The organism is Streptomyces sp. NPDC060205, from assembly GCF_042728395.1.
GTDB lineage: Bacteria > Actinomycetota > Actinomycetes > Streptomycetales > Streptomycetaceae > Streptomyces.
Window position 1 is genome coordinate 1 of sequence record NZ_JBHWZP010000105.1, and the last position, 12,929, is coordinate 12,929.

Below are 12,929 nucleotides of genomic sequence, written 5' to 3' on the forward strand. Positions count from 1 at the left end.
CCACAACAAGGAGCGCCCCCATCGGCGTACGAGCAGTCAGTCGTACGAGCCGCCGGTCGGACGTCAGGCCGGGCTACGGCCAGTTGCCCCCGCCGCCATTGCCGTTCCCGCCGCCGTTGTTGCCGTCGTTCCCGCCGATCGTCCACTCGTCGGGGATGGAGAAGGTCGGCGTGGGGATCTGGGGCTGGCCACCGTCGGTGCCACCCCCGTTGTCATTTCCCCGGTTCCCCCCGTTGCCGTTCCCGTTGTCCCCGTTGTTGTCGTCGTCGCGGCCCCGGTCGCGGTCCTTGTCCCGGTCCTTCTCGGGGTCGGGGATGTTGACGAGGTTGAACCCGGGGGACTCCTTGCCCGCCAGGGCACCGGTCATCGCGGCCTTCCAGATCGGTCCCGGCACCTCGCCGCCGAAGACCTTCTCGTGCCACTCCCCGCCGATGGTGATGTTGACCATCTTGACCTTCTGGGTGGCGCTGCCGACCCAGACCGCACCGGACAGGTTCGGCGTGTAGCCGACGAACCAGGCGTTCTTGCGGTAGTCCGTCGTACCGGTCTTGCCCGCGTTGGCGCGGTCGTTGAGACCGGCCTGCTGACCCGTACCGGAGTCGACCACACCGCTCAGCAGCGTGTTGATGGTGTCCGCGGTGGTCTCCGACATCGCGCGTGAGCACGAGGACTTCGGCACCGGCAGGGACTTCTTCTCACCGCCGAGCTTCTGGCTGATCGACGCGATCGCGATCGGCGTGCAGTACTCGCCCCGGTTGGCGAAGGCGGCGTACGCGCTCGCCATGGTCAGCGGCGAGATACCGGTGGACCCGAGGGTCATCGACGCGGGCTGCTCGGGCAGCTTCGTGCCGTTGCCCTGCACGACGCCCAGCTTGTCGGTCATCTCCACCACCGGGCACATCCCGATGTCTTCGAGCATCTGAACGAAGTAGGTGTTGACCGACAGCGCCATGGCTTTCTTCAGCGCGTAGGGGCCGACCTCCGACTCGTCCTCGTTCTCGACCTTCGCGCTCTCGGTGTTGCGCCAGGTCTTTCCGTTGCACGCCTGGACGCTGTCGGGATACGGCATGTCGTACGGCGCCGGATAGGACTGCGTGGCCGGCTTGCCGCCCTCCAGGGCCGCCGCGGCCAGGAACGGCTTGAACGTCGAACCGGTCGGGAAGCCGAAGTTCGAGCCGCCCATCTTCTGGTCGACCGAGTAGTTGATCACGGTCTCGTTCTTGTCGAGACCGTACGGCTTCGACTGGCCCATCGCCAGGATCTTGCCGGAGCCGGGCTCGACCAGCGTCGACGCCGCCGCCACCTTGTCCGACTTGTTGACGTGGTCCTTGAGCGAGGTCTGGACCGATTTCTGAGCCTGCGGGTCGAGCGTCGTACGGATCGTCAGACCGCCCTGGTTCCAGACCTTGGCCCGGGCCTTCTGGGTCTTGCCGAAGACCGGGTCGGTCAGGAGCACCTTGCGCACGTAGTCGCAGAAGAAGCTGGAGTCCTTGACGGCCGTGATGCAGCCGTTGTTCGGCTTGCTGACCTTCAGGCCGAGCGGCTTCTTCTTCGCGGCGGTCGCCTCCGCCTGCGAGATGTCGTGCACCTCGGCCATGCGCTGCAGCACCACATTGCGGCGCTTGGTGGCCTCGGCCTCGTCGTTGACCGGGTCGTACCGGGTCGGCGACTGGACGATGCCGGCCAGCAGCGCGGCCTCCTGCACCTCCAGGTCCTTGGCGGACTTGGAGAAGTAGCGCTGGGCCGCGGCCTCCACGCCGTAGGCCTGCTGACCGAAGAACGTGATGTTCAGATAGTTCTCAAGGATCTTCTTCTTGCCCAGTTCCTCCTCGACCTGGATCGCGAACTTCAGCTCGCGGACCTTGCGGCCGAGGGTCTGCTGGGTGGCCTGCGCGACCTTCGTCGGGTCGTCGCCGGCCTCCTCCACGAAGACGTTCTTCACGTACTGCTGGGTGAGCGTCGAGGCGCCCTCCGAGACGTTGCCGCTCTGCGCGTTCTTGTTGAGCGCGCGCAGGACGCCCTTGAGGTCGACCGCGCCGTGCTCGTAGAACCGCGCGTCCTCGATCGCGACGATCGCCTTCTGCATGTACGGCGAGATGTCCTTGAGGTCGACCACCGTGCGGTCGCGCGAGTAGACCGTGGCGATCTGGCCGCCCTGGTTGTCCAGGATCGTGGTGCGCTGGCTCAGCGGTGGCCGCTTCAGGTTGGCCGGGATCTCGTCGAACCCCTCGACCGAACCCTTGGCCGCGAGTCCGAGCGCACCGAACGCCGGCACGGCGATCCCGGCCATGACGGCCCCCGCGAGCACACTGACACCGAGGAACTTGGCGGCCTGCTGCGTGGGAGACAGACCACCGCCCGAGCTCTTCTTTGGCATGAGGGCAGCCTACGTTCTCATTCGCCGGACACGCGTATAGGCATTGGCCTAAGCTGCTCTCAACTGTCACAGCAGTAGGACCACGTATCAATACGTCCGGCGACCCCCGATCGGTTCGGTCGACACTCGACTTTTTTGTTGAGGACGTGCCCGAATCCGCCTTGTGTGTCACCTGGTGTCCGTTGTGACGCAACTCAACTGCCCCGGTTTGCCGGGATAGTCACGTATGTCGTCGGGTCACTCCGTTGGGTGATCTGTCGCGTACCCATAGTCCATTCGGGCCATTCAAGATTGGGCCCGAAGGGGCTGGTTGACTGTGCCCACCTTCCGTAACGTCCTGAACTGGTGGCGGTGAATATGCCGCTGCCGCCGTGGGGGAGCCTCGATTCGGGAGAGGACGGCGCCGGTATGGGCTGGGTAACCGACTGGAGTGCGCAGGCGGCCTGCCGCACTACCGATCCGGATGAACTGTTCGTTCAAGGAGCAGCGCAGAACCGGGCGAAGGCAGTGTGCACCGGATGCCCGGTGCGCACGGAGTGCCTGGCCGACGCGCTGGACAACCGCGTCGAGTTCGGCGTGTGGGGAGGGATGACGGAGCGGGAGCGCCGCGCACTGCTGCGCAGGCGACCGACCGTCACCTCTTGGCGCAGGCTGCTCGAAACCGCGCGTACCGAGTACGAGCGGGGGGCGGGAATCCTGCCTCTCGACGAGGAAGAGGTGTACGAGAACTACGCAGCGGTGGGCTGACCGGGCTCCGCGTACACGGCGGACTCCCCGCGGTTCCGTATGCGGCAGAGGTGCGAGTGGCGTCCTCGGAGGTACGAGTGACGTCCACGTGACCCCCGTACGACGGCGTACGTGACATACGTGACCTACGGCGACCTGGACGACGGCGGCGTAGGTCCCACCGGGCCGCCCCGTGACCCCGAAAGGCTCAGGAAGCGGGCCTCGGGCTCAGGGGCCCAGCAAGCGTTCCCCGGGGTGCCGGCAGGCGTTCCCCGGGTTCAAGGAGCCTGGCTTCAGGCTGAAGAAGCCTGGTCCCGGGGTCAAGAAGCGTCGGCCGGCGACGTGTCGGCCGCGAGCCGGTCCCCGATGTGCCGCAGCCCCGCCAGGTCGTGCACATCGCCGGGCAGCGCGGCCACTTCGGCCACCGCCACCTCGGGATGGAGCGCGGTGAAGCGATCACGGGTGCGCTGCTCGCGGGAGAGCAGTTGCATACGTTCGGCGTGCAGCCTCAGCAGGCCTGCGGTGAGTTGTTCGACTGTGCGGCCTTCCGTGCTGCGGTCGTCGCGGTCCTCGGTGCTGTGGTCTTCCGTGCCGGGGTCGGCCCTGCCGGTGTCCTCGTCCGTTCCGGCTCCGTCGGCACTGGTCCGGTCCGCGGCGGGGGAGCCTGCGTCGGAGGAGGGAGCCTCGGGAACGGCGGTTTCGGTAGCGAGTGGTTCTGAACTGCCGTACGTGTCGGGAGAGTTACGAAGTCCAGCTTTCCCGCCCACCTGATCCACAATGCGGGCCTCGGCAAGATTTTCCGCGGCGGCGAGCGCGCGCTCGGCGGACAGCTGGGTGGCACCGCTGCCGTGCACCCGGTTCAGCACCAGACCGGCGAGCGGCATCTCCTCCGCGGCCAGCCGTTCCACGAAGTACGCGGCCTCGCGCAGCGCGTCCCGCTCCGGGGCCGCGACGACCAGGAACGCCGTACCGGGCGCCTGGAGCAGCTTGTACGTGGCGTCCGCGCGCGTACGGAAACCGCCGAAGGTGGTGTCCATGGCGGCGACGAACGTCTGCACGTCCTTGAGGAGCTGACCGCCCAGCAGCTTGCCCAGGGTGCCGGTCATCATCGACATCCCGACGTTCAGGAACTTCATGCCGGCCCGGCCGCCCAGCTTCGCCGGCGCGGTCAGCAGCCGGATCAGCTTGCCGTCCAGGAACGACCCGAGCCGCTTCGGGGCGTCCAGGAAGTCGAGAGCCGAGCGCGAGGGCGGCGTGTCGACGACGATGAGGTCCCACTCCTCGCGCGCCCTCAGCTGCCCCAGCTTCTCCATCGCCATGTACTCCTGCGTGCCCGCGAAGCCGGCGGAGAGCGACTGGTAGAAGGGGTTGTTCAGGATCGTGGCGGCCCGCTCGCGGTCCGCGTGCGCCTCGACGATCTCGTCGAAGGTGCGCTTCATGTCGAGCATCATCGCGTGCAGCTCGCCGCTCGCGGAGTCGTCGATGCCCTTCACCCGGCGCGGGGTGTTGTCGAGCGCGTCGATCCCCATCGACTGGGCGAGCCTGCGGGCCGGGTCGATGGTCAGGACGACCACCTTGCGGCCCCGCTCGGCGGCCCGCAGCCCCAGCGCCGCCGCCGTGGTGGTCTTGCCGACGCCGCCCGAACCGCAGCAGACCACGATGCGGGTCCCGGGGTCGTCGATCAGCGCGTCGACGCCCAGGACGGCCGAGGACGAGGCCGCGGTGTCGATCGCACGGGAGGGGCCGGACGCCCCGGCAGCGGGCTCGCGTCCGCGTCCGCGGGCAGAATCGTTTGCGCGGGCCGGGTCCTGACTCATGAGATCCCTTGCTGACGCAGTTCCTTGGCGAGTTCGTACAGGCCCGCGAGGTCCATTCCCTCGGCGAGCAGCGGGAGTTCGTGCAGTGGCAGCTCCAGGCCCTGGAGCACCGCGCGCTGCTCGCGCTCCAGCGCGTACCGCTCGGCGTACTCGTCCGCCTGGTTCAGCAGCGGCTCCACCAGGCGCTCGGCGACCCCGCCGCGCCGCGCGCCGCCGAGCCCGGCGGCCGACAGCGACTTGGCGACGGCCGTGCGCGGCGTCTCGCGCGCCAGCTCCAGGTCGGCCTCGTCCAGGATCGCGGGCCGCACCATGTTCACGATGGCCCGCCCCACCGGCAGCCGCGCGGCACGCAGCTCCGCGATGCCGTCGGCGGTCTCCTGGACGGGCATCTCCTCCAGGAGCGTCACCAGGTGCACGGCGGTCTCGGGCGACTTGAGCACCCGCATCACGGCCTGCGCCTGATTGTGTATCGGGCCGATCTTGGCGAGCCCGGCCACTTCGTCGTTCACGTTCAGGAAGCGGGTGATGCGCCCGGTGGGCGGCGCGTCCATCACCACGTAGTCGTACGCGAACCGCCCGCGCTTGTCCTTGCGGCGCACGGCCTCGCAGGCCTTGCCCGTCAGGAGCACGTCCCGCAGGCCCGGCGCGATGGTGGTCGCGAAGTCGATGGCGCCCAGTTTCTTCAGGGCGCGGCCCGCGCCGCCGAGCTTGTAGAACATCTGGAGGTAGTCCAGAAGGGCCAGCTCGGGGTCGATGGCGAGTGCGTACACCTCCCCGCCACCGGGAGCGACGGCGATCTTCCGCTCCTCGTAGGGCAGCGCCTGCGTCTCGAAGAGCTGTGCGATGCCCTGTCTGCCCTCGACCTCGACCAGAAGGGCACGCTTGCCCTCGGTCGCGAGGGCGAGCGCGAGTGCTGCGGCGACCGTGGTCTTTCCGGTACCGCCCTTGCCGCTGACGACCTGAAGCCTGCTCACGTCTTCGAGCCTAATTCCTCACTGGATGCTGCGGTGGCCGTGGGGGCCCTGCTTCGCATACGGGTGCCCAGGGAGCGCCCCGCCCAGTCATCGGCGTGTCCGCCGCCCCGCATCGGCCGGGCGGCGGACGGAGGTACAGGAAGGGCGGGCCGCGCCAGCGGATACAGTCGCCCCCATGACCAAGTGGGAATACGCAACCGTGCCTCTGCTCGTCCACGCCACGAAGCAGATTCTGGACACCTGGGGCGAGGACGGCTGGGAGCTCGTCCAGGTCGTGCCCGGGCCGAACAACCCCGAGCAGCTCGTCGCCTACCTGAAGCGGGAGCGGGCCGCGTGAGCGCTGTCGAGGCGAGACTGGCCGAACTGGGACTGACCCTGCCGGACGTCGTGCCGCCGCTTGCCGCGTACCAGCCCGCCGTGCGGTCGGGTGTGTACGTGTACACGGCCGGCCAGCTCCCGATGGTGGACGGCAAGCTTCCGCTCACCGGCAAGGTGGGCGCGGAGGTCACCCCGGAGGAGGCCAAGGAGCTGGCCCGCACCTGCGCGCTGAACGCCCTCGCGGCGGTCAAGTCGGTCGCGGGCGACCTCGACCGGATCGCGCGCGTGGTGAAGGTCGTCGGCTTCGTCGCCTCGGCGGCCGACTTCACCGGGCAGCCCGCCGTCCTGAACGGCGCGAGCGAGCTGCTGGGCGAGGTCCTCGGCGACAAGGGCGTGCACGCGCGCAGCGCGGTCGGCGTGGCGGTGCTGCCGCTCGACGCGCCCGTGGAGGTCGAGATCCAGGTGGAGCTGACGCAGGCGTAAGCCTCTCCGTAGGGAGCGATCGTTGTCTCTCGAACATCAGCTCACTCCGGGATAGCCTCCGCCCATGGCGAATGGGCAGTGGTACCCCCCGGAGTGGCCCGAGAGGATCCGCGCGCTCGCGGAGGGCACGCTCACACCGGTCGTTCCCAGGCGGGCGGCCACCGTCATGCTGCTCAGGGACACCGGCCCGGGCCCCGGTTCCGAGGAGACCCGCTCCGGTTCCGGGGACACCGGCTCCGGTTCCGGCTCGGAGGACACCGGCTCCCGTCCCGCCGTGCACATGCTGCGCCGACGCGCCTCCATGGCCTTCGCCGGGGGCGCGTACGCGTATCCGGGCGGCGGGGTGGACCCCAGGGACGACGACCACCACGTCCGCTGGGCGGGCCCCACGCGCGCGTGGTGGGCGTCCCGCCTCGGCGTCGACGAGGCCGCCGCCCAGGCGATCGTCTGCGCGGCGGTCCGCGAGACGTACGAGGAGGCGGGCGTCCTGCTCGCGGGCCCGGCCGCGGACACCGTGGTCGGCGACACCACCGGGGACGACTGGGAGAGCGACCGGGCGGCCCTGGTCGCCCGCGACCTCTCCTTCGCCGAGTTCCTCGACCGCAGGGGGCTCGTGCTGCGCTCCGACCTCCTGGGCGCCTGGACGCGCTGGATCACCCCCGAGTTCGAGCCCCGCCGCTACGACACCTTCTTCTTCGTGGCCGTCCTCCCGGAGGGCCAGCGCACCCGCAACGCCTCCACGGAGGCCGACCGCACCGTCTGGATCCGCCCCGCGGAGGCGATGGACGGCTACGACAGGGGCGAGCTCCTGATGATGCCGCCCACCATCGCGACCCTGCGCCAGCTCGGCGCGTACGGGACCGCCGCCGAGGCCCTCGCGACGGCGCCCGGGCGGGACATGACACCCGTCCTGGCACGGGCCAGGCTGGTGGACGGAGAGCTGGTCCTCAGCTGGCCGGGCCACGACGAGTTCACCAAGCACATCCCGACGGGCGGAGCCTCCGCATGACCGACGCCGCAGCACTTCCCGGCCAGCCGCGCGGCGGGGTGCTCTCCGGCCCCGCCACCGCGCGCGCCGTCAACGTCCTCGCCCCGAACGCGTCCGCGATGACCCTGGACGGCACGAACACCTGGATCGTGGCCGAGCCGGACTCCGAACTGGCGGTGGTGATCGATCCGGGGCCCCTGGACGACGTACACCTGCGGGCTGTCGTGGACGCCGCCGAGAAGGCCGGCAAGCGGGTCGCCCTGACCCTGCTGACCCACGGGCATCCGGACCACGCCGAGGGCGCGGCGCGGTTCGCCGAGCTGACGGGCACGAAGGTACGGGCGCTCGATCCGGCGCTGCGGCTCGGCGACGAGGGCCTGACCGCCGGGAACGTAATCACGACGGGCGGCCTGGAACTGCGGGTCGTACCGACGCCCGGCCACACCGCCGACTCGCTCTGCTTCCATCTGCCCGCCGACCGGGCCGTGCTGACCGGCGACACGATCCTGGGCCGGGGCACCACGGTCGTGGCGCACCCCGACGGGCGGCTCGGCGACTACCTGGACTCCCTGCGGCGGCTGAGGTCCCTGGCGGTCGACGACGGCGTGCACACGGTCCTGCCGGGCCACGGGCCGGTCCTGGAGGACGCCCAGGGAGTCGTCGAGTTCTACCTGGCCCACCGGGCCCACCGCCTCGCCCAGGTCGAGACGGCCGTCGAGGACGGGTACGCGGACCCGTCCCAGGTCGTCGCGCACGTCTACGCGGACGTGGACCGCTCCCTGTGGCCGGCGGCGGAGCTGTCGGTACGGGCGCAGCTGGACTACCTCAAGGAGCACGGACTCATCGGCAGGGAGTGAAGGAAGCGACGGGGTGACGGCGCGACGGGAGTTAACTGTTGTCGGGCGTTCAGGGGCGCGGGTCCTTGACGCCGTGCACGCGCGCGTACTCCTCGGCGAGCCACGGCCCGAGGTCGTCGACGTACGACCGCAGGACGGTACGGTCGCCGACCGGTTCGTGGCCGAGGACGGCGGCCTCCCGCAGCTGGGCGGCCCGCCGCGGGTGGTCCCGCTCCGGGTAGTACGCGGCGAACACCTCGGCCATCTCCGCCAGATCGCTCGTCCAGCCGTTCCAGCGGGGCATGACGAGCGTGAAGCCCGTCCGGACGAGGTGACGGGACATGTACCGCACGAGGGGCCGCAGGGCCGCCTCCTGCGGGCCGCCCGCCCCGGTGACCCCGGTGACCCCGGCGATCCGTTCGCGCCAGCGGGGCAGGAACAGCGCGAGGTCGCCGTTCGTCTCGCGGGCGAGGAGGGCGTCGGGCCGGTAGCGCGGCAGTTCCTCGGCGAGGTCCTCTCCCAGCAGCGGCGTACAGAGGCACGCGACGAACCACCCGAGGTCGTGCCGCTCCAGGTCGCTCAGCACCTGCGCCCGGCCGGCCAGCAGCGTCCCTGCCCCGTCGATCTGGGCGAACTCCTTGTCGAGGGCCTCGTCGAGCGTGCGCGCGTCCGCCCGGTCCGCCTCCGTGGGCTCCTCGCGCAGGACGAGCAGCAGGTCGAGATCGGAACGGCCCACGCACGCGGTCCCGCGCGGAATCGACCCGTAGAGGTACGCGCTGTGCAGCCGCCCTCCGAAGACGTCCGACACCCGGTCACGGGCGGAGGCGACGACGGGCCGGAACGCCGCCGGTACGAGCCCGAGGGAACCCTCGCGTTCGATGTACCCCTGGGCGTCGAGCCCTCGCTTCGCGGCCATGGCACCACTGTGCCGGGAGGCGGCGGCGGGGGCATGTCATTTCCGGCAGAAAGCCGGAGCGCGCCGCTGCGACGTACGGAAGGGCCCTGCCGGACGGCAGGGCCCTTCCGTAAGAAGTCGTGAGGTATCGCCTACGCGAGACCTGCGACCGCGCCGACGCTAGCGCGAACGCTTCGCGAGGCGCTCCACGTCCAGCAGGATCACCGCGCGGGCCTCCAGGCGGAGCCAGCCGCGGCCCGCGAAGTCGGCGAGCGCCTTGTTGACCGTCTCGCGGGAGGCGCCGACCAGCTGGGCCAGCTCCTCCTGGGTCAGGTCGTGCACGACGTGGATGCCCTCCTCGGACTGCACGCCGAAGCGGCGCGAGAGGTCCAGGAGCGCGCGGGCCACCCGGCCCGGCACGTCGGAGAAGACCAGGTCGGACATCTGGTCGTTGGTCTTGCGCAGGCGCCGGGCGACGGCGCGCAGCAGGGCGGCGGCCACCTCGGGACGCGCGTTCAGCCAGGGCTGGAGGTCGCCGTGGCCGAGGCCCAGCAGCTTCACCTCGGTCAGCGCGGAGGCGGTCGCCGTCCGCGGGCCCGGGTCGAACAGCGACAGCTCACCGATGAGCTCGCCGGGGCCGAGGACCGCCAGCATGTTCTCGCGGCCGTCGGGTGAGGTGCGGTGGAGCTTCACCTTGCCCTCGGTGACCACGTAGAGGCGGTCTCCGGGGTCGCCCTCGTGAAAGAGCGCGTCACCGCGTGCGAGGGTCACCTCACTCATGGAGGCGCGGAGCTCCGCGGCCTGCTCGTCATCGAGCGCCGCGAAGAGCGGGGCGCGCCGCAGAACGTCGTCCACGAGTTCTCTCCTTGTCGACCTGCTCAGGGGATCTTGGTCCCGGTGTACCAGGGGTCCGTGTTCCCCGTTTTGCTGGACGGTCCAAACAGTGTGATCAGTCACAAGTCTGCCGCACCGGCGTGTCCGACAGTGCGGCAGGGGGCCAATTGGGGGCTGATGGATGGTGGCCGGGGCAGATGTCAGTGGTGGGCTCTAGGCTGGCCGGGTGTCCAAATCGCCGGTGAGAGCACAGGCCAAGGGGGCTGGGCGCGTGGGTGTACGTCGCGATTCCGCTGTGGGCGAACAGGGCTCCGGTGGAGCGAAGAAAACGACAAAAGCGGCAGGGTCGAGACCGGCGACGACCGCTGCGGGGGCCGCAGGAAAGGCCGCGGGGGTCGCTGCCTCGGAGATGGCCGCGGCAGCGAAGAAGGCCGCGGTCGCCAAGAAGGCCGCCGCGGCGAAGAGGACCGCCAAGGAGACGGCGAGGAAGAGCGCGCCGGTGAAGTCACCCGGCAAGAAGGTTTCCGCCAGGACCCGGGCGTCCGCGGTGAGCGCGGCGAAGAGAGCGGCGGGGACCGCGTCCGTGAAGGCGACCGCCGTGAAGGCCGCGACCGCCGAGGAAGTGCCGCCCCCCGGGGGAGCGGCGTCCGCCGCGAAAACCGTGCCCGCCGAGAAGACGGCGTCCGCCGAGAAGGCCGCCCGTGTGAGGAAAACCGTGTCAGCCGAGAAGTCCGTACCCGCCAGGGAATCCGCCGCTGCCAAGAAGGCCGCGCCTGCCGAAAAGTCCGCGTCGGGCGGGAAAGCTGTGGCCGGCAAGAAAGCCGTGGCCGTCAAGAAGCCCGTGGCTGCCGCCGAGAAGAGCGTGCCGGTCAAGAAGGCCGTGGCCGGCAAGAAGGCTGTGTCCGCCAAGAAGTCCGCACCTGCCAAGAAGGCCGCTTCGGTCAAGAAGGCCGTGGCCCCCGACCAGGTCGCTCCCGCCAAGCCGCCCAAGAACGAGTCGCACACGGCTCTCGTGCGGCGGGCGCGGCGTATCGACCGTGAGCTGGCCGAGGTGTACCCGTACGCCCACCCGGAGCTGGACTTCGAGAACCCCTTCCAGCTGGTCGTCGCCACCGTCCTGTCGGCGCAGACGACCGACCTGCGGGTGAACCAGACGACACCGGCGCTCTTCGCCAAGTACCCCACGCCCGAGGACCTGGCCGCGGCGAACCCGGAGGAGGTCGAGGAGATCCTGCGGCCCACCGGGTTCTTCCGGGCCAAGACCAAGGCGGTGATGGGCCTCTCCAAGGCCCTGCGGGACGACTTCGGCGGCGAGGTGCCCGGCCGTCTCGAAGACCTCGTCAAGCTGCCCGGCGTCGGCCGCAAGACCGCGTTCGTCGTCCTCGGGAACGCCTTCGGCCGGCCCGGCATCACCGTCGACACCCACTTCCAGCGGCTCGTACGGCGCTGGGAGTGGACCGCCGAGAAGGAGCCCGACAAGATCGAGCGGGCCGTCGGCGAGCTCTTCCCGAAGACCGACTGGACGATGCTGTCGCACCACGTGATCTTCCACGGCCGCCGGATCTGCCACGCCCGCAAGCCCGCCTGCGGCGCCTGCCCCATCGCCCCGCTCTGCCCGGCGTACGGGGAGGGGGAGACGGACCCGGAGAAGGCGAAGAAGCTCCTGAAGTACGAGAAGGGCGGCTTCCCGGGCCAGCGCCTCAACCCTCCGCAGTCCTACCTGGACGCGGGCGGCATCCCGGCCCCGCCGCTCGGCGCGCCCGCCGCCGCCCCGGCCGCGCCCGCCTCGGCCACCGAGTCCGCGCCCGGTTCACCCTCGCGGGGCACCGGATGACGGAACGATCAGCGGCCTCGCGGGCGTTGAGAGCAGCAGAACGGGGGTGGCGATGACGCGCGCGAGCCACACGCACGACGTACAGCACGAGGCACATCACGACGCACAGGACGGCCCACACGGCACGCGGTACGGCGCTCCGGCCGTGACCACGGCCGGGCTGCCCGGCTGGCTGGACCCGGTGGTGCGCGCCGTCGAGACGGTCCAGCCCCGCCAGTTGAGCCGCTTCCTGCCCCCGGAGGACGGCGCGGGACGCCAGTCGGCCGTCCTGATCCTGTTCGGCGAGGGCGAGCGCGGTCCCGAACTGCTGCTCATGGAGCGCGCCACCTCGCTCAGATCGCACGCCGGACAGCCGTCCTTCCCCGGTGGCGCCCTCGATCCCGAGGACGGCGACCCGCAGGCCGACGGGCCGCTGCGGGCCGCCCTGCGCGAGGCCGAGGAGGAGACCGGGCTCGACCCCCGGGGCGTCCAGCTCTTCGGTGTGCTCCCGAAGCTCTACATCCCGGTGAGCGGCTTCGTCGTCACCCCCGTCCTCGGCTGGTGGCGCGAGCCGACACCGGTCGACGCGGTCGACCCGAACGAGACCGCGAGAGTCTTCACGGTGCCCGTGGCGGATCTCACGGACCCGGCCAACCGTGCGACGGCCATCCACCCCAGCGGCCACCGAGGTCCGGCATTCCTGGTCGAATCGGCCCTGGTGTGGGGCTTCACAGCCGGAATCATCGACCGCCTGCTGCACTACGCCGACTGGGAGCGTCCCTGGGACCAGGAGAAGCAGGTCCCGCTCGACTGGCGCGCATGACAGGGTGGCCCCTGTGCTGTGTCTTCCCGGGAGGCTCCGTGTCCC

12 protein-coding genes are annotated in these 12,929 nt (G+C 70.6%); 7 read left to right on the top strand and 5 right to left on the bottom strand.

Going from position 1 to position 12,929, the window contains the following annotated elements:
- Positions 1-73 precede the first annotated feature (73 nt).
- Complete coding sequence (locus ACFWGJ_RS19925) at positions 74-2,377, bottom strand: transglycosylase domain-containing protein (RefSeq protein WP_387326122.1); 2,304 nt, start codon at positions 2,375-2,377, stop codon at positions 74-76.
- 408 nt (positions 2,378-2,785) lie between these two features.
- On the opposite strand from ACFWGJ_RS19925, the gene wblA reads away from it, so the two are divergent.
- Positions 2,786-3,124 (top strand): transcriptional regulator WblA, encoded by a 339-nt coding sequence (wblA, locus tag ACFWGJ_RS19930; protein WP_055515737.1) that lies wholly within the window; start codon positions 2,786-2,788, stop codon positions 3,122-3,124.
- Positions 3,125-3,423: 299 nt separating this feature from the next.
- Here wblA and ACFWGJ_RS19935 read toward each other — a convergent pair whose 3' ends face one another.
- A complete protein-coding gene (locus ACFWGJ_RS19935; protein ID WP_387326124.1) occupies positions 3,424-4,920 on the bottom strand; it encodes an ArsA family ATPase in 1,497 nt (498 codons plus the stop codon).
- A complete protein-coding gene (locus ACFWGJ_RS19940) occupies positions 4,917-5,894 on the bottom strand; it encodes an ArsA-related P-loop ATPase (RefSeq protein WP_387326126.1) in 978 nt (325 codons plus the stop codon). The genes ACFWGJ_RS19935 and ACFWGJ_RS19940 overlap by 4 nt, the downstream gene beginning before the upstream one ends.
- Before the next feature lie 175 nt (positions 5,895-6,069).
- Here ACFWGJ_RS19940 and ACFWGJ_RS19945 point away from each other — a divergent pair, with 175 nt between their 5' ends.
- From ACFWGJ_RS19945 to ACFWGJ_RS19960, 4 genes are all read left to right on the top strand, one after another.
- Positions 6,070-6,231: a DUF4177 domain-containing protein gene (locus ACFWGJ_RS19945; protein WP_107018142.1), complete on the top strand. Its 162-nt coding sequence runs from the start codon at positions 6,070-6,072 to the stop codon at positions 6,229-6,231.
- Positions 6,228-6,695, top strand: a complete 468-nt coding sequence (locus tag ACFWGJ_RS19950) for a RidA family protein (protein ID WP_387326128.1) — start codon at positions 6,228-6,230, stop codon at positions 6,693-6,695. The genes ACFWGJ_RS19945 and ACFWGJ_RS19950 overlap by 4 nt, the downstream gene beginning before the upstream one ends.
- Before the next feature lie 64 nt (positions 6,696-6,759).
- A complete protein-coding gene (locus ACFWGJ_RS19955; RefSeq protein WP_387326131.1) occupies positions 6,760-7,704 on the top strand; it encodes an NUDIX hydrolase in 945 nt (314 codons plus the stop codon).
- Entirely contained in the window at positions 7,701-8,540 is an 840-nt protein-coding gene (locus ACFWGJ_RS19960) for an MBL fold metallo-hydrolase (RefSeq protein ID WP_387326133.1), read from the top strand. The genes ACFWGJ_RS19955 and ACFWGJ_RS19960 overlap by 4 nt, the downstream gene beginning before the upstream one ends.
- Before the next feature lie 49 nt (positions 8,541-8,589).
- On the opposite strand, the gene ACFWGJ_RS19965 is transcribed toward ACFWGJ_RS19960, so the two are convergent.
- Both ACFWGJ_RS19965 and ACFWGJ_RS19970 read right to left on the bottom strand, forming a co-directional pair.
- Entirely contained in the window at positions 8,590-9,435 is an 846-nt protein-coding gene (locus ACFWGJ_RS19965; protein ID WP_387326136.1) for a nucleotidyltransferase, read from the bottom strand.
- A gap of 159 nt (positions 9,436-9,594) precedes the next feature.
- Complete coding sequence (locus ACFWGJ_RS19970; protein ID WP_016642758.1) at positions 9,595-10,269, bottom strand: Crp/Fnr family transcriptional regulator; 675 nt, start codon at positions 10,267-10,269, stop codon at positions 9,595-9,597.
- 682 nt (positions 10,270-10,951) lie between these two features.
- On the opposite strand from ACFWGJ_RS19970, the gene nth reads away from it, so the two are divergent.
- Both nth and ACFWGJ_RS19980 read left to right on the top strand, forming a co-directional pair.
- The gene (nth, locus tag ACFWGJ_RS19975) at positions 10,952-12,082 is read left to right on the top strand and encodes an endonuclease III (protein ID WP_387326162.1); all 1,131 of its coding nucleotides are present in this window, start codon (positions 10,952-10,954) and stop codon (positions 12,080-12,082) included.
- Positions 12,083-12,134: 52 nt separating this feature from the next.
- On the top strand, positions 12,135-12,884 hold the full coding sequence (locus ACFWGJ_RS19980; RefSeq protein ID WP_387326138.1) for an NUDIX hydrolase: 750 nt from the start codon (positions 12,135-12,137) through the stop codon (positions 12,882-12,884).
- Positions 12,885-12,929 lie beyond the last annotated feature (45 nt).